General features: G+C 40.8%; 18 protein-coding genes. 8 read left to right on the top strand and 10 right to left on the bottom strand.

Annotated elements, in window-relative coordinates:
• Nucleotides 1-5: 5 nt before the first annotated feature.
• The 4 genes from ligD (ACJROX_RS10255) to ACJROX_RS10270 all read right to left on the bottom strand — a co-directional run bounded on the left by ligD (ACJROX_RS10255) (nucleotide 6) and on the right by ACJROX_RS10270 (nucleotide 3,791).
• A complete protein-coding gene (ligD, locus tag ACJROX_RS10255) occupies nucleotides 6-926 on the bottom strand; it encodes a non-homologous end-joining DNA ligase (protein WP_408010660.1) in 921 nt (306 codons plus the stop codon).
• Nucleotides 893-1,855 (bottom strand): non-homologous end-joining DNA ligase, encoded by a 963-nt coding sequence (ligD, locus tag ACJROX_RS10260; RefSeq protein WP_408010661.1) that lies wholly within the window; start codon nucleotides 1,853-1,855, stop codon nucleotides 893-895. Before ligD (ACJROX_RS10260) ends, ligD (ACJROX_RS10255) begins: the two co-directional genes overlap by 34 nt.
• Nucleotides 1,852-2,667, bottom strand: a complete 816-nt coding sequence (locus tag ACJROX_RS10265) for a Ku protein (RefSeq protein ID WP_408010662.1) — start codon at nucleotides 2,665-2,667, stop codon at nucleotides 1,852-1,854. The genes ligD (ACJROX_RS10260) and ACJROX_RS10265 overlap by 4 nt, the downstream gene beginning before the upstream one ends.
• A 236-nt stretch (nucleotides 2,668-2,903) precedes the next feature.
• Nucleotides 2,904-3,791, bottom strand: a complete 888-nt coding sequence (locus tag ACJROX_RS10270) for an SDR family oxidoreductase (RefSeq protein ID WP_408010663.1) — start codon at nucleotides 3,789-3,791, stop codon at nucleotides 2,904-2,906.
• 205 nt (nucleotides 3,792-3,996) lie between these two features.
• On the opposite strand from ACJROX_RS10270, the gene ACJROX_RS10275 reads away from it, so the two are divergent.
• From ACJROX_RS10275 to ACJROX_RS10285, 3 genes are all read left to right on the top strand, one after another.
• Nucleotides 3,997-5,133 carry a histidine kinase N-terminal domain-containing protein gene (locus ACJROX_RS10275; RefSeq protein ID WP_408010664.1) on the top strand — a complete coding sequence of 379 codons (1,137 nt, stop codon included), beginning with the start codon at nucleotides 3,997-3,999 and terminating at the stop codon, nucleotides 5,131-5,133.
• A gap of 13 nt (nucleotides 5,134-5,146) precedes the next feature.
• Nucleotides 5,147-6,415: a hypothetical protein gene (locus ACJROX_RS10280; protein ID WP_408010665.1), complete on the top strand. Its 1,269-nt coding sequence runs from the start codon at nucleotides 5,147-5,149 to the stop codon at nucleotides 6,413-6,415.
• A gap of 257 nt (nucleotides 6,416-6,672) precedes the next feature.
• Nucleotides 6,673-7,185, top strand: a complete 513-nt coding sequence (locus ACJROX_RS10285) for a sigma-70 family RNA polymerase sigma factor (RefSeq protein WP_408010666.1) — start codon at nucleotides 6,673-6,675, stop codon at nucleotides 7,183-7,185.
• A gap of 51 nt (nucleotides 7,186-7,236) precedes the next feature.
• Here the strand turns inward: ACJROX_RS10285 and ACJROX_RS10290 are convergent, their stop codons facing one another.
• Together ACJROX_RS10290 and ACJROX_RS10295 are read right to left on the bottom strand one after the other, a co-directional pair.
• Nucleotides 7,237-7,368, bottom strand: a complete 132-nt coding sequence (locus ACJROX_RS10290) for a DUF3941 domain-containing protein (protein ID WP_408010667.1) — start codon at nucleotides 7,366-7,368, stop codon at nucleotides 7,237-7,239.
• A 56-nt stretch (nucleotides 7,369-7,424) separates the two neighbouring features.
• Nucleotides 7,425-8,294 carry a DegV family protein gene (locus tag ACJROX_RS10295; RefSeq protein ID WP_408010668.1) on the bottom strand — a complete coding sequence of 290 codons (870 nt, stop codon included), beginning with the start codon at nucleotides 8,292-8,294 and terminating at the stop codon, nucleotides 7,425-7,427.
• 169 nt (nucleotides 8,295-8,463) lie between these two features.
• Here ACJROX_RS10295 and ACJROX_RS10300 point away from each other — a divergent pair, with 169 nt between their 5' ends.
• Complete coding sequence (locus ACJROX_RS10300; protein WP_408010669.1) at nucleotides 8,464-9,306, top strand: YitT family protein; 843 nt, start codon at nucleotides 8,464-8,466, stop codon at nucleotides 9,304-9,306.
• Nucleotides 9,307-9,374: 68 nt separating this feature from the next.
• Here ACJROX_RS10300 and ACJROX_RS10305 read toward each other — a convergent pair whose 3' ends face one another.
• Nucleotides 9,375-9,635 (bottom strand): NifU N-terminal domain-containing protein, encoded by a 261-nt coding sequence (locus ACJROX_RS10305; protein WP_408010670.1) that lies wholly within the window; start codon nucleotides 9,633-9,635, stop codon nucleotides 9,375-9,377.
• Nucleotides 9,636-9,689: 54 nt separating this feature from the next.
• Nucleotides 9,690-10,142, bottom strand: a complete 453-nt coding sequence (locus ACJROX_RS10310) for an N-acetyltransferase family protein (RefSeq protein ID WP_408010671.1) — start codon at nucleotides 10,140-10,142, stop codon at nucleotides 9,690-9,692.
• Nucleotides 10,143-10,415: 273 nt separating this feature from the next.
• Here ACJROX_RS10310 and ACJROX_RS10315 point away from each other — a divergent pair, with 273 nt between their 5' ends.
• Nucleotides 10,416-11,081: an ATP-binding protein gene (locus ACJROX_RS10315; protein ID WP_408010673.1), complete on the top strand. Its 666-nt coding sequence runs from the start codon at nucleotides 10,416-10,418 to the stop codon at nucleotides 11,079-11,081.
• Nucleotides 11,082-11,105: 24 nt separating this feature from the next.
• Nucleotides 11,106-11,675, top strand: coding sequence for an SGNH/GDSL hydrolase family protein (locus tag ACJROX_RS10320; RefSeq protein ID WP_408010674.1), 570 nt, complete (start codon nucleotides 11,106-11,108; stop codon nucleotides 11,673-11,675).
• A gap of 266 nt (nucleotides 11,676-11,941) precedes the next feature.
• On the opposite strand, the gene ACJROX_RS10325 is transcribed toward ACJROX_RS10320, so the two are convergent.
• Together ACJROX_RS10325 and ACJROX_RS10330 are read right to left on the bottom strand one after the other, a co-directional pair.
• The gene (locus ACJROX_RS10325; protein ID WP_408010675.1) at nucleotides 11,942-12,094 is read right to left on the bottom strand and encodes a hypothetical protein; all 153 of its coding nucleotides are present in this window, start codon (nucleotides 12,092-12,094) and stop codon (nucleotides 11,942-11,944) included.
• A 45-nt stretch (nucleotides 12,095-12,139) separates the two neighbouring features.
• Nucleotides 12,140-12,961 carry a Cof-type HAD-IIB family hydrolase gene (locus ACJROX_RS10330; RefSeq protein WP_408010676.1) on the bottom strand — a complete coding sequence of 274 codons (822 nt, stop codon included), beginning with the start codon at nucleotides 12,959-12,961 and terminating at the stop codon, nucleotides 12,140-12,142.
• A gap of 220 nt (nucleotides 12,962-13,181) precedes the next feature.
• On the opposite strand from ACJROX_RS10330, the gene ACJROX_RS10335 reads away from it, so the two are divergent.
• Nucleotides 13,182-14,669, top strand: coding sequence for a Na+/H+ antiporter NhaC family protein (locus ACJROX_RS10335; RefSeq protein ID WP_408010677.1), 1,488 nt, complete (start codon nucleotides 13,182-13,184; stop codon nucleotides 14,667-14,669).
• Between the two features lie 97 nt (nucleotides 14,670-14,766).
• Entirely contained in the window at nucleotides 14,767-15,039 is a 273-nt protein-coding gene (locus ACJROX_RS10340) for a hypothetical protein (protein ID WP_408010678.1), read from the top strand.
• The last annotated feature ends 97 nt before the right edge of the window (nucleotides 15,040-15,136 follow it).

Genomic DNA, 15,136 nt, shown 5'->3' on the forward strand with positions numbered 1-15,136 from the left:
GAGGTTCATTTTTTCTGATTCAATAAACCAGTCAGGATTCTTCCGAACGGTTGTTTTTTCCGAACGGAGTCCATTCTGGAAAACGGACAGTCCTGATTTTCAATACGTTCCAAAACAGCGTCCATCGTAAACATATCAGGAGTGAGTTGCTGATCGACTTCCTCCCATTCTATTGGCGTGGCAACCAGTGCATCCTCATTTCCTCTTAATGAATAAGGAGCGATGATCGTCTTACCTTCTGCATGCTGAAGAAAATCGATATAACACTTCGCACCGCGTTTGTTTTTCATGCGTTCGATCGTAAATGAATCAGGTGATTGATCGACTAGATAATCTGCGATGAATTTAGTGAAGACTCTCGTATCATCGTATGTGAACTGATTTTCATCCAATGGAATGTAAATTTGCAATCCTTTGTTTCCAGAGGTTTTTACAAATGAATGTAATTCAAGACGGTCAAGAATGGTTTTGATTTGTATAGCGGCTTTAACGGCCAATGAGAAATGCTCTCTTGAAGGAGGGTCGAGGTCGAATACGATCTCTGTCGGACAGACGGAAGTCACTTTGTTGAATGGGATATGGAACTCCAAGGCTAGTTGATTCCCCATCCACACAAGAGTAGAAAGGTCGTTACAAAGAATGTAGCGAATGTCATCGTGTTGGATTGTTTCCACAAAAGACGGAGCGTAGTCCGGACAGTTCTTTTGATAGAAAAAATCATCGAACATACCATGTGGATAGCGTTTGACAGTTAAACAACGATTCTTTAAAAATGGGAGCATCAACCTGTTGATTTCAATCAAATATTGGAGGTAGGCTTGTTTGTTGATGTCCATCTTTGGATAAAGAATCTTATCTAAGCTTGTAATTTGGATCGTGTTGCCTTTTATTTTCAGTTGCCCATCTTTTTTTGAAGAGCCTGCCATGTGCAATCCTCCCAATGTATGTCGAGTCTGAATTGTATGAATCTAGGTTGTCTTAATTGATGTTTGTATATTTCAAGAAATGCCAGCTCAACACATATCCGAGGAGCTATTTCAATCAGAGAACCAGTTTTATAGATCTGATTGTTTTTGACGATTTGAATGAGGGCTTCTCTATCTTTACCTTCCAGTCCATGCGAAACGACTCCCATGGGCAGCCATTCCGAACCATCTCTTACTGCTACATGTGCATAACCATTTTTCTCATCAAACCCTACAATGATGAAAAAGCCCCTGAATAGACTTTTCACCTTCAACCAATCTTTCGTCCTTTTCCCCGGAAGCCAGAAGCTTTTATCCCTTTTTGCCACAACACCTTCACCATGATGTTTTTTGACTTGTTGAAATAATGTATGGCCATCAGGGCTAAACGGAATCCATTGAATCCTATTTGTTGAATTTTTAGTTACTTTGGAAAATTGTTGAATATCCATCCATTCTTGAAGAAGCTTCTTTCGTTGTGTGTAGGAAACATTCATAAGATTTTTTCCGTTTTGAATCAATAGGTCAAAAATCAAAAGGGTAGCAGGGACTATCGTCTGCTGCTGTTGGATTTTCGCTTCGTTCTTCAATCTTCCACGCTGTTGGATGGCAGAGAAACTCGCTTTGAAGTCAGATTCCAATATACAGAGCTCTCCATCAAATAACAACGGGAGTTCATTACTGACGTGTTCTCGGATCCGCTCGGCTTCTGTGATGATTTCCGGAAAATTAGCGTTCAACGATTTTAAATTTCTGCTATAAAAATCGATACCTGTTTGATCGATATAAAGGAGACTGCGAAAGCCGTCATATTTGATTTCATAATACCAATCCTCTCCTCCTGGAAGTCGGGAGGAGAGGGTTGGCAGCATTGGTTTATGACGCATCATTCACTGCTCGCTTTTTTCTTGCGAGTCGTTTTCTTTTTCTTTTTCGGTTTTGTATCATCGATGCTTGCTTGTAGGGCATCCATAAGATCCACAACGTTCGCTTTCGGTCTTTCTTTAGAAACTTTGATTTGCTCGCCCTTGATCTTGCTCTCAATGGCACCCATCAATTCTTCTCGGTAATCATCATGGTATTTTTCTGGGTCGAACTCAGCTGTCAATTGCTCGATCAATTGGATAGCCATATCTAATTCTTTTTGATTCAAATCTACGTCTTCTGGTATCTCAGGGACTAGATCGATACTTCTGACTTCATCTGGATAATAGATCGTTTCGAGTACGAGACCTTTATCATAGACCCTTACTACTGCTAAGTGTTGTTTGGATCGGATCATCACTTTTGCTATAGCGATTTTACCCGACTCGTCCATCGCTTTTTTGAGCAAAGAATAGGGTTTGGATCCATTTTCCCCGGGACCGATGAAATAAGAGCGATCGAAATAAATGGGGTCAACCTCTGAAAGATGAACAAAGTCGACGATTTCGATTGATTTCGTCTGCTCTTTCGTAAGAGCTTCCAGTTCTTCTTTTTCAAGCTCAACGAACTTATTCGGTTCATATTCATAAGCTTTGATAATATCGTTCTGCTCTAGTGATTCTTCACAAACAGGGCACTTTTTATCATACTTGATCGGGTTATGGCACTCTTTATGGAGCTGCCTCATTTTGATGTCTTTGTTTTCTGTTGCCGAAAAAAGTTTGATTGGTATGGTGACCAGGCCGAAGCTGATGGAACCTTTCCACATTGTGTGCATATCAAGGCATTCCCTTCATCCTTTTATACATAATGTGGACGAAGAGTGCCATAACCATAAATGCCACTTTTTAACATTTCTTAATTATTGCTATATATGAAATTCACTCCCTTTCCACGGATGATCCGCAAGCCTCTTCGCTTGTTCCTCACTGGGGGGTCTTGCCTGCTTTTCCTGCTGGAGTCTCGCAAATATCGCTTAAAGCAAAAAACACAATTACGATGGTGTTTGGGTCATCAGCTGTTTACGATGACGCCGCCGTTGACGTGGATCATTTGGCCAGAAATGTATGATGAATCATCACTAGCTAGGAACACATAGCTTGGTGCAACTTCATCCGGTTGGCCGGGTCTTCCCATCGGTGTGTTTTTACCAAATTCACCAACATGTTCAGCATCAAATGTAGAAGGAATAAGTGGTGTCCATATTGGACCTGGTGCAACGCCGTTCACACGTATTCCTTTGGAGACAAGGGATTCTGATAAAGAACGAGTGAACGCCACGATGGCCCCTTTTGTAGCAGAGTAATCGATTAAGTGATCGTTTCCTTTATAGGCAACTACCGAGGCGGTATTGATGATGGAGCTCCCTTCCTTCAAATGAGGGAGAGCAGCCTTGACCATATAAAAACACGAGAAGATGTTCGTCCGGAAGGTACGTTCAATCTGTTCTTGTGTAATTTCTTCAATCCCATTCCGTGGATGTTGTTCAGCTGCATTGTTGATCAATACATCTAGCGATCCGAATTCAGAAACCACTTTTGATACGGCTTCCTCACAAAAAGATTGATCGCCGATATCCCCTGGAATAAGAAGACATTTTTGGCCTTCTTCCTCAACTTCCTTTTTCGTATCTTTCGCATCCTCATGTTCATTTAAGTAAATGATCGCTACACTAGCGCCTTCTTTCGCAAAGAGGATTGCTGTGGATTTTCCGATCCCGCTGTCTCCGCCAGTAATGATGGCTGTCTTTCCTTTGAGCTTGCCACTGCCTTTATAATACGAATCTTCGGTTTGTGGAGTGGGGACCATTTCTTTTTCTGTTCCCGGTTGTTTATTCTGATGCTGTGGTGGTTGTCCTGTCGGTTTTTCCTGATGAGGTGAATGGTATTTCAAGTTATACATGAATCAAAACTCCCTCCATTGATTGTATTTACTATAAATCCTTTCTCTACTATTACCTCATCAAAAAAAAGTTAATCGTCCTTAATTTGCGAAATTAGCAATAACGATCTTTGGAAGGGATATTCTTGTACGTGTATCCATTATTAGGGCAGGAAAAGTCTGTTATAATGTCAGTAATAGTGGAATCGAGGGAGATAATGAAAAAATGAAATTAAAGCATCAATTGAGTGATGATGAAAGGAAAACATTGATCGAATTATTCCATTCATACCATAATACGATTCTTTCTGAATGGCTGAAGGCAGCCTCCATTTCTGAGGACGACCCATTTCGCCGTGAAATAACGATCAACGGTGGCCATACAATCCGTCTGATCGTCGCATATATTGAAGACCCAGAAACCGAGCTCGTGCAACAATTGACAAAAAAGATTGCACACGAACGAGTAAAAGCGAAAGTGGGAATCGGTGAATTCATCTCGAATATCAATCTCGGACGCTCTATCATCTATCGTGTTCTTGAAATGACGGAAGTCCCTAAAGAAGCCCAATTGAAATACCTACTAGTCGTTAATGACTTTTTTGATTTATATATGTACCATGCGTTAACAGAGTATACGACGGTGAAAGATGCGATCATCCATAACAAAAACCGGTTCATCCAGGAGATGCACAGTGATCGTTTATCGATTCTAGGACAGGTTGCCGCAAGCTTTGCCCATGAATTTCGTAACCCTTTAACGTCAATCAAAGGATTCATCCAGATGATAGAAAAGCAATCTAAAACTGAAGAAAATTCCACGTATTTTGATATTATCAATCATGAAATGGAAAGCTTGCAGGAGAAAATCACTCAATTTCTCTATCTTTCAAAAATGAAAGGACTGGATGATCAATCTGAAATCTTTTCATTGGACCGTATTGTGATGGGAATGCTCGATTTCCTTTATCCCCGATTTTTGGACGAAAATATAAATGTCCTTCATGATCCTTTTCTGCAAGTAAAGGTATATGGAGTAGAAGGACAAATTAAACAGGTCCTTCTCAATATTCTTAACAATGCAGTTGAAGAGCTTTCAGAAGTGGAGGGGGAAAGAAACGTAAATGTCAGCCTATTTGAAGAAGAAGAGAGTATTCAGCTTAAGATTTCCAATAACGGCTCCATGATTCCCGAGCATTTATTAGAGGATATTTTCGAACCATTCATCTCGACAAAACAGCTTGGGACTGGATTGGGATTATCCGTTTGTAAGCAAATTGTCGAGAAACACAAAGGTACCATCAATGTCATGTCAACAGAAACGGAAACAACCTTTCACCTTACGTTTCCAAAGGTGAATTAGAAAGGAGAACCAAATGGAAATCAATAAGACGATACACTATAACGCAATTGAATTGAAGCATGCAATCGAGAGTAATGAATTGGTAAGACAAAAACAGCCGGTTTTGATCTGTAATGCCCACATTACCGGTTTAGCTGTAGCGAGAGGATTAGGACGGGAAGGAATCCCTGTCATCGCACTTGATAGGGAAGACCGAGGACTAGGCTTCGCTTCAAAATACGTTACCTTACGTGGCGTCTGTCCGAATCCAGTAATTGCCGAGAAAGCTTTTGTCCAGTATCTGCTTGATATTGGTCCTGCCTTTAAAGAGAAATGTATCCTGATTCCATCGATGGACGAGTGGGCACTCTCCCTGGCAAAATATGCAGATGAATTATCCGAGTATTATATATGGCCTTTTTCGGCCTATAAAACACTTGAACAGATACTGGATAAGTCCCAGTTATACGAGCGGGCAGCAGAGTTGAACGTTTCAGTACCGAAGTACGAAATCATCAATGGGTCAAACCGCAAAACGATCGCTGAGAAGCTTTCCTTTCCGATGGTCCTTAAACCGATTAATAAACGTACCTTTTATGATGAATTCCAAGAAGGTTTATTTATCGTAAAAGACCAAAGTGAGTTTGAGGAAAAGACATGTGCTGCAAAAAAAGCAGGCCTCGATTTGATTGCTCAGGAATTTGTGAACGTAAGCCGGGATGGTTATGTGACTGTGGTAGTTTATATGGACGGCAATCAGATCGTACGGGGAACGTTGGCTGGCCAAAGGCTGGAAATTTATCCACCGAAAGTAGGAACTACTTGTCTTGTCGAGTCGATTCAAGCACCTGAATTGACTGAACGGGCAGTATCTGTATTGAAGGCGTTTTCGTATGAAGGGATTGCCGAATGTGAATTCATATTCGATGAAAACGATGGGGAATACAAGCTGTTAGATATCAATACGAGGCCTTGGAAATGGATCGGCTTGCCAATCGATTGCGGGGTCAATTTACCTCATCTTCTCTATTCTTATATCAATGGTGAACCATATTCAAACCTTAATCCAGAAATCGGGAGGAAATGGGTCTATCTTAATGACTATCAAAAATTGAAAGCTTCTCATCAAGGGCTGTTTGAAGGGGATGTCCTTACAAAAGAAGAGTGGATGGAAATCATTCTTCGTCGTTATGACGACAGCAAATTGATCACAACAGCGGTAGAGTCTCTCGACGATCCCGAACCAACATATCAACAATTACAAAATTCTTTTGCTAAACGATCATACTACTGTCCATGTTAGGAATAAATCCGAATATCAGCTTATGATATGGACGATTAGAGGCCAGTCATCCAACTGGCTTCTTTTTTATGTTCTGAAGCAAACATCAAGCTAACAAAATTATGATTGAACACTTTTAAGAACTTAGAAAAGAACTTGTATTGCTGTCATAATGGATCTTATCAACAGCATCGGCACTACTAAATCAACATTACTGGATATGCAGCAAAACATCTGCTTCTAGTAAGATCGGAATACCGCGGAATTACTTAGAAAGCATGCTTTCAGGAATGGAGTTTTTCTTGAAAGAACCATTTGAAAAAGTACTTGTCAATTTCGATACACTGATCAAATCCATGATCAGAAAATATTCCAAAGCCCTAGAATTCGATGAAATGTATCAGGTTGGCCGTATTGCACTTTGGGAAGCCTATGAACGATTCGATATCGAAAAGGGGTATTTTCCTGCATATACGAGACGCTATGTCTCTGGGAGATTCCTGCAATTATTCAATCAGAAAGGATTGGAAATTGTCCATTTAGAGGATCACTTCCTAGCAGAGCACCATTTCTTTCATCGTTCCTTTCCTCGACAACCTTGTCATAAAAGAGTATGTAGAAATCTATCGGAACGGGAACGACTATATGTAAATGCAATTATTCTGAAGCAGGGAAGTATGAAGGAATTGGCCCGTAGGGAAGGAGTTTCATATGAGACTGTCCGCTCCTGGAGAAAGAGTGCGCTAGTCAAATTAAGGAGAAAAGGAGAGGCCATGAAAAAAGGGTGGTAAAGAGAAAATAGAGGCTGACCTTGAACAGGTCGCCTCTATATGAGTAAAGACTTATAAATGATCCGTTTTCTTCGAATATTGTCGTGTTCCTTTATTGATATTCGTTTGTTCCATTTTATTTTTCAGCTCTTGCTGTGCTTGATTATCACGCTTTTTCTTATCGTTGTCTTTGGTGTTAGACATGCTGATTCCTCCTTATGGACGTCGTCACCCATTAGGCTTGACGTTTAACCGAGGATTTATTCGACATCCGGGGACCCGTTCAAGAAGAAGACAGCCAGTGTTCCTGGACCAGCATGGGCTCCAATGGCACATCCGACCGTATTGACCATCACGTTTTTAACCTTGAAAGTATTTTCAATCATTTCTTTGAGTTCATTTGAACGTGTCAGATCATCGGCATGGGAGATTGCAACTGTCTGATTTTCAAGATCGTTGCTGCGCTCACCAATCAATTCAATCAATCTGGAGAGCACTTTCTTGCTGCCTCTTACTTTTTCAAGAGGGAAGAGCTTTCCATCTTCCATATGCAGAATCGGTTTGATTTTAAGTAAACCACCGACAAAACCAGCTGTTTTCGATACACGGCCACCACGAACTAAATACTCTAAATCATCTACAGTAAAGATGTGTTTGATCTTGTCGATTAGGGTATGTGTGTAAGTAACGAGAGCATCAAGATCCTCTGAGCCGTTATGGATCGCTTGGGCTACATAATAGGCAACTAGACCATAACCGAGCGAAGCACTTTTGGAGTCAATGATTGTTATGTTTGTTTTCACGCCATCATCATGTAATTGATCCCTGATGAGGCAGGCTGTTTGATATGTACCAGATAACTCAGATGACAATGTAATATAGATTGCTGGTTGTCCGTTTTCAGCAATCTTTTCGAATAGAGCTTTCATACGGTCAGGAGGAACTTGAGAGGTCTTTGGAGCTGCTCCGTCTCTCATCAAAGTGTAAAGCCTCGATGGTTGAATGGATTCTTTGTCATAATATTCTTCATCATTCACATGGACGACTAAAGGAAGAACTTCTATCCTCTGCTCATCAATCACGTGCTGAGGTAGGTCGCAACCAGTATCGACAATCAATTGAATAGCCATTTTTACACCTCACATAATCGTTACATTTTCGACTTTTCTCTAAGTGTAGCCTTGGCTAGGTTAAAAAGCAATGAAATGTTGATTTTTGTTGTAAAAAATCCATTGACAAATCGAAACATCATTTGATAAAAATAATACGTTCTACTAGGAGAAGAAAGAAGGGATGCACATGTCGTTCGTTACTGAAATTAAAAAAATAATATTCATATTAATGGGTGCCGCCCTCGGTGCTTTATCACTTAATTACTTCTTGATTCCAGCAAACGTCTATGCCAGCGGTTTCACTGGAATCGCCCAATTGCTTGCTGGTGTATTGCGAAATACGCCCATTCCAGCATCCACTGGTATCTTATTATTCATCTTGAATATTCCTGTCGCAATCTTAGGTTGGATGAAGGTGGGTAAATCATTCACCATCTACAGTGTCATAAGTGTTGTAGCCACAACTTTTTTCCTTGAAATCATACCTATAAAAGTCATTTCAGAGGATATTCTGTTGAATGCTGTTTTCGGTGGTGTCATTGCAGCGATCGGGATTGGATTCACCTTGAAATGGGGTGCTTCTACAGGGGGGATGGATATCATAGCGATGGTGCTTTCCCGCATGAAAGACCGGCCGATCGGTATCTATTTCTTCACACTTAATGCAGCGATCATTTTAACAGCTGGGTTATTATATGGATGGGAAAAAGCATTATATACACTGGTGACGCTCTACGTAACCTCGCGTGTCATCGATGTCATCCATACTCGACATGAAAAACTTACAGCAATGATCATTACAAAGAAGGGGAAGGAAATCCAGCAAGCGATCCATCAAAAAATGGTTCGCGGAATCACCAAAATTCCTGCCAAAGGTGGATTTACTGATGAGGATAAAGAGCTTCTGATCATTGTCGTAACCCGTTATGAATTGTATGATCTTGAGCAAGCCATCAAAGAAGTTGATCCACATGCATTCACGAATATCGTCAACACGACGGGTATCTTCGGATTCTTCAGGCAGGATTAGACTTTTTAATTGCCTATGCAAAAATGATAAAAATGGGGAGATCACTTTAGATCTCCCCATTGGTTTGTTCAATATGAATTTTGGAATACTTCTTGTACTTTAGGCACGATCTGATCCCAATCACCATCAAGCGTTTTGTTCACTGTGATGAAATCTTGGAATCCGAAGATAGATTCTACCCCTTCAATATTGAGAAGTGCAGAAGCAACTTTATCCTCAGGGTCATCACCTTGTCGATAGGAAAGTCTTCCGTCAAATAAAGGTTGATTTGCTGAGAATTTAAGTGCATTCGGATTTGGAGTAGGGTCAATTGTAAATTCAACTGCCATTGTTTCATTGCTCCCTTCATTAGTTAATTCAATTGTATCAAAATTGACGGACCTTTAAAAAGAAAAGCCATAGCGCTTTGATACAACTTCATAGAAACCAAGAGAATGGTAAATGTGTTTGGTGACGGCGTTATTGATTCCTGTTTCAAGTTCGATCGACTTGATTCCATTTCTTTCAGCCCAATAGATCACATGAAGCAATAGCTTGCGGGCGATCCCTTTGTTCCGTAGATCCTCTTGAACATAAAGCTCATTCAGCCACATGTAATGTCCTCCGCGGGCTAAGCTGACTCCAATGTTAAAAAAGGCGACACCGACAATTTCATCTTCAATTTCTGCGACAACAATGTAAGCAGTGTCTTTGCTTTCAAGCGCAAGGTGGATACCAGTCAATATTTGATCGTACGTTCCGGAATTTTCGTGACTGATCCGTTGCTGCGTTAATAGGTTTGCAATACTTTGTCTTGTAGCATGAGAAATTTTTTGATCTACTTCATAAATTTTCATGGTGTAACCCTCCTATGACCCACTTTCCTAATTCAAGGTCAACTGCTAAATTCCTGCAAAAAAGGTTCATTAAACATAACTTTTACTTTTTACCTGAAAAAGGAAACCTTTTCGGTTGAACAATCGTCTATATAGAAGGGTACACGAACAAGTCATGTACGGAAAGCGGGACATTCGTTCGAACATATATGTAAAGAGAATTTAGCAAAGCTTAGCCAATGGTGAAATCTACGGCTGAACTTTGTTTTAACTGCAAACCAAAATCTGAAAAAAATGGTTAACCGATCTGTCCTATTCTGGAGCGGTGGCAAGGACTGTATGATGGCTCTCGATAAAGTACTTGAGTCAAAACATGCCAATGTCGCTTACCTTTTTACGACTTATGATGAGATGACAAATAGAGTCCCTTTTCATGGCATTCACATAGATTTGATCAAAGCCCAAGCAAACTCTCTTCGAATTCCGCTATTGACGGTTCCCTTACCACATAAACCTTCAAACACTGAATATCAGGACATAATACATAAACGATTTGCTTCAATTATAGATGAGGGATTGAATTCAGTAATTTTCGGGGACATTTTTCTCGAAGATTTACATGTATACCGAGAATCACTTTTGAACAATACTCCATTGGAAGCTTCATTTCCATTGTGGGGGGAATCAACCAGTGAATTAACTTCAAATTTCCTGTCACTTGGGTATAAAGCTGTCATCTGTGGGATAGATACTGAGGCGCTGGATGAAAATTATCTTGGTAAAGATTTTGATGAGGAGTTTCTTCTGAATCTTCCGAGTTACGTCGATCCCTGTGGCGAAAATGGAGAATTCCATACATTCACATACACTGGTCCGCTATTCAAAGAAACGATCCATCATGAAGCAAATCTAAAACCACAAAGTTTGTTTGGAAAGTATAAGTACATTGACTTGGATTAAACTACGTTGAAGGAGGGTTCGAATATGCCTACATTAGTATGTTTTGGAGACAGTCATACTGCTAAGGAAGAAAGCATAGAGGGTTACGAAAGGCTGACACCACGATTAAGAAATAACCTTACAGACTGGACAATCGTAAATTCAGGGATTTCGGGTGAGACGACAAGGGCAGCACTTGCACGTCTGCAAGATGATGTATTACGGCATTCACCAGATCTTGTGACAGTCCTGTTCGGCTCGAACGATGCGAGTGAACATAGGCGGATCAACCTGCCAGAATATGAACGGAATCTGGAAATCATGATTGACCGGATAACAGCTGAAAAGACGATCATCATCAGTCCGCCGCCGATCATCGAATCTCATCAAAAGAAACGAAGCAATAAAGACATTGAAAAGTATGCAGAAGCCGCGAAAAAGATTACATCTAAACGAGGCTGTCACTACATTGATTTATGGACCTATTTTTCTAAAAATAAATTGTATGAAAAGATGCTCGTGCAGGATGGATTACATTTCAATGAAAGAGCGTATTTATTCTTATCTGAACTTATTTTAGATGAAGTGAGAAGCATTTATGCGAAAGCAGTATGAAAGGATAGAAAGGACTGACTGGATCATCGGGAGATTTTGATGGTTCAGGACAGTCCTTTTTTATTGACTTAATTGTTGATTTTTGGGAAATCCGCTCCCTTTCCGCGGGCGATCCGCAAGCCTCCTCACTTGCACATGGATGTCAACACAAAAATGAAATCATTTTCGTGTCTGCGATGAGAGTTCTTAGAAGCTTTCCTTTATTAGAATAAAAATGACCACAAAAGGCATTCATTGCCCTTTGGGCCATCTAAAATCACATTTAGCTATTCTCCGCCCCTTGAAAGGAGTTCGGATCGGTCCTTCTGCCGATTGCGGTCTGCTTCAGACATGGTCGTCTTGATTTCATATGCATCATTTCCTTGAACTCGTTCTGCACCTTGTTCAGTTACACGCTTTGATTGGTTTTTCTTGCTCATAGTTGTAAACCCCCTTCAGGATTTAGTATCCCGCAAAAGGAGGTTCTATACACTTTCCTTTAAAGACAGTAAATCTTCTAGGAAATAGGCTATTCCGTCATCTTCATTGGACTTTGTGATTCCATTGGCAATATTTTTTAGTTCAGGAATTGCATTTCCCATGGCAATCCCATGCCCAGCATATTCAAGCATCTCCAAATCGTTATCTTCATCTCCGAAAGCGACAATCCTTTCTTGTGGAACGTTCAACGATTCAGCTACCCTTTTCAAACCAACAGCTTTATTCAATCCTGCTCTTACGACTTCGATGATGTTCCATGGGGCACCCCACACTCTATGGTCGATGACTTCAGCATGCTTAGCCTTGAGCAGCTCTCTCAATTCTTTTACATGGTGGTCATGAGGACGAACCAAAATTGAAGTTGGGTTATGTGGCAAGGCTTGTGTCAGATGGCCTACATTTACGCTTTCTTTGTCAATTAAAAAAGAATCGATGATAAATTCATCTTCGTAATGCATATAGACATCGTCAAGCACTTCTGCGATCACGTTTTTCACATCGAATTCCAAACAGGTCTCAACAATGCTTTGTGCAACTTCCATGTCCATCGGTGAATGAAAGTAGCCCCATCCAGGATTTTTCGGGTGATGGATAAATGCGCCATTAAAATTAATAATAGGAGTAGATAGACCAAGCTCATGATAGTATTGTTCACTGCCACGGAATGGCCTTCCAGTTGAGATTACGACATGATGACCATGATCCATTGCTTGTTTCAAAACATTTTTCGTTTGCATGGACACTGTTTTATCATCTTTCAACAATGTACCGTCAAGATCAACGGCAATCAAGTAGGGTTGTGACATCCCCAATCCCCCTTCTATATATTGTCTTGCTTTAATCGACCAGCCACTGGGTCAAAATACTTTATCAGCTGACCAAGGAACTGTTTTTTTACAGCGTACGTTTAATTTTACCTAGCTTATCTTAAAAAGTCCAATAAATGTAAGCTCCTCGAAAACTGTCGAATATTAAGAAAATATGTTATCATAGTTGCGCATGTTTCTATGAAATGGAGGAAGGTTTATGGGAAATGAACATCATACGAGCGAAGTGAAAGAGGCGATCGGTAAGAAAAGCATTGAACGCCTTGAATTTCGTGGAGGAGTCTTTGCAGCTACTATTCCTCTCATATTTTTCATCGTATGGGCTATTACCTTAAGTGTTCTTGAATTAGTAACAGAAGAAGCTCTTGTACTTGGGATGGTCCTCGGAATTTTGATTGGATTATTTTTTTGTAAATCAAAATGGTCTGATTATGCGCAAACCCTATTTGCAGGTATGGCTCAACCGATAGGGGTCATCGCTGTCATCGCGTGGTTTTGGGCTGGGATGTTTGCGAAACTGCTCTCTGCAGGAGGTTTGGTTGATGGACTGATCTGGTTCGGTTTCCAAACTGGGCTTGAAGGCGGCTTTTTTGTCGGGCTCACCTTTCTACTGGCAGCATTATTTTCAACTGCCGTCGGAACAGGTTACGGAACCGTTGCAACCTTTGGGATTCTCATGTATCCAGCTGGCCTTGTCCTGGGAGCAGATCCAGTTGTTTTATTAGCAGCAATATTAAGTGGTGCTGTTTTTGGAGATAACCTGGCTCCGGTTTCTGATACGACGATTGTATCGGCGACTACCCAAGAAGCGGATGTGCCAGGCGTCGTTCGCTCCAGATTCAAGTATTCGATTGCTGCGGCAATACCGTCTTTGATCTTGTTTATCATTTTCGGTGGAGGAGGCAGCATTGGAAACGCAGATGCACTTGCCCAGCTTGAACAACAGGTAGATCCAGCGGGCTTATGGTTGTTGTTGCCTTTCGTCCTCGTCCTTTACTTAGCGTTGAGCGGACATCATTTACTTACTTCCCTGACATGGGGGATTGTTTCATCGATAGCAGTCATTTTCATAACTGGAACGCCTTTGAGCGAAGTCATCTCGATTCATAAAGAAAATGGGACCCCGGTAGTTGAAGGAGCATTGATGAGTGGAATCGGTGGATACTTCAACATGGCTATCTTGATCTTATTCATTCTATCTGCAGCACATTTACTTGAAGTAGCAGGCACGATGGAAGCGATTCGCAACTTCTTCATGAAACTCATCAATAACGTAGTTCGTAGGGCTGAATTATCGATTTTTGCAATTGTCGCGTCATTGAATGTCTTCATCACGATCAATACAGCAGCAGAGATTGCGGCAGCACCATTTGTAAGAAAGCTTGGAAAAGAGTTCAACATCCATCCGTATCGCCGAGCTAATTTTCTTGATACCGTTTCTTCATCATTAGGTTATATATTCCCTTGGAGCGGTGGTGTATTACTTGCATGGGCGACGATTAAAGGAGCAGCAGAAGATTATGATTTCCTGACGATCGTTGAGCCGACAGATGTGTTCCCGTACGTCTTCCAAGGGTGGGGATTGTTGATCGTCATGTTCATAGCAGCATTTACAGGATGGGGTCTCCGATATACAGGTAAAAGCGGGGAAGAAATCCATCCGAAGAATTACCAAAATGAACAATAAGCATGATTAGGGCATTCAAATAGGAAGAACTTGGGTGTTTATTGTCTTTTAGAAAGGGTAATTAAGGAATAATACTACCTGAGGAGGTTGACTAGAAATGAAATTCACACCAAAAACAGCTATCATGTCAGGGGTTGCAGCAAGTGTAGCAGGAGCGGCTACTTACTATCTAAAAGATCGTTCAAACCGAATCAAGGTAAAAGAAACCCTGACGGACTTTTCAACGAAAGTCAAAGACCGTGCAAGTAAGTTCAGAAATTCAAATGTACCTATTGAAAAAGCTGGAGATCCAAAGGATATGGAAGACAGTAAAATGGTCTCAGAAGGCGCTCAAACAAGCGTTGACTATTACAACAAAACCCAACAATAGACTTATTTGAAAAAGCATCCGCTATTGGCGGGTGCTTTTCTCGCTTTAAGTTCCTCCATTTTAAATCCCTATCAACAGTTTGGTAAAATAATAATAA

The organism is Pseudalkalibacillus sp. A8 (assembly GCF_045920555.1).
Taxonomy (GTDB): Bacteria; Bacillota; Bacilli; order Bacillales; family Fictibacillaceae; genus Pseudalkalibacillus.

Excerpts from the sequence above, each read along its gene's own strand:
- ligD (WP_408010660.1), bottom strand. The coding sequence starts at position 926 with ATGGCAGGCTCTTCAAAAAAAGATGGGCAACTGAAAATAAAAGGCAAC.
- ligD (WP_408010661.1), bottom strand. The coding sequence starts at position 1,855 with ATGATGCGTCATAAACCAATGCTGCCAACCCTCTCCTCCCGACTTCCA.
- ACJROX_RS10265 (WP_408010662.1), bottom strand. The coding sequence starts at position 2,667 with ATGCACACAATGTGGAAAGGTTCCATCAGCTTCGGCCTGGTCACCATA.
- ACJROX_RS10270 (WP_408010663.1), bottom strand. The coding sequence starts at position 3,791 with ATGTATAACTTGAAATACCATTCACCTCATCAGGAAAAACCGACAGGA.
- ACJROX_RS10275 (WP_408010664.1), top strand. The coding sequence starts at position 3,997 with ATGAAATTAAAGCATCAATTGAGTGATGATGAAAGGAAAACATTGATC.
- ACJROX_RS10280 (WP_408010665.1), top strand. The coding sequence starts at position 5,147 with ATGGAAATCAATAAGACGATACACTATAACGCAATTGAATTGAAGCAT.
- ACJROX_RS10285 (WP_408010666.1), top strand. The coding sequence starts at position 6,673 with ATGCTTTCAGGAATGGAGTTTTTCTTGAAAGAACCATTTGAAAAAGTA.
- ACJROX_RS10290 (WP_408010667.1), bottom strand. The coding sequence starts at position 7,368 with ATGTCTAACACCAAAGACAACGATAAGAAAAAGCGTGATAATCAAGCA.
- ACJROX_RS10295 (WP_408010668.1), bottom strand. The coding sequence starts at position 8,294 with ATGGCTATTCAATTGATTGTCGATACTGGTTGCGACCTACCTCAGCAC.
- ACJROX_RS10300 (WP_408010669.1), top strand. The coding sequence starts at position 8,464 with ATGTCGTTCGTTACTGAAATTAAAAAAATAATATTCATATTAATGGGT.
- ACJROX_RS10305 (WP_408010670.1), bottom strand. The coding sequence starts at position 9,635 with ATGGCAGTTGAATTTACAATTGACCCTACTCCAAATCCGAATGCACTT.
- ACJROX_RS10310 (WP_408010671.1), bottom strand. The coding sequence starts at position 10,142 with ATGAAAATTTATGAAGTAGATCAAAAAATTTCTCATGCTACAAGACAA.
- ACJROX_RS10315 (WP_408010673.1), top strand. The coding sequence starts at position 10,416 with ATGGTTAACCGATCTGTCCTATTCTGGAGCGGTGGCAAGGACTGTATG.
- ACJROX_RS10320 (WP_408010674.1), top strand. The coding sequence starts at position 11,106 with ATGCCTACATTAGTATGTTTTGGAGACAGTCATACTGCTAAGGAAGAA.
- ACJROX_RS10325 (WP_408010675.1), bottom strand. The coding sequence starts at position 12,094 with ATGAGCAAGAAAAACCAATCAAAGCGTGTAACTGAACAAGGTGCAGAA.
- ACJROX_RS10330 (WP_408010676.1), bottom strand. The coding sequence starts at position 12,961 with ATGTCACAACCCTACTTGATTGCCGTTGATCTTGACGGTACATTGTTG.
- ACJROX_RS10335 (WP_408010677.1), top strand. The coding sequence starts at position 13,182 with ATGGGAAATGAACATCATACGAGCGAAGTGAAAGAGGCGATCGGTAAG.
- ACJROX_RS10340 (WP_408010678.1), top strand. The coding sequence starts at position 14,767 with ATGAAATTCACACCAAAAACAGCTATCATGTCAGGGGTTGCAGCAAGT.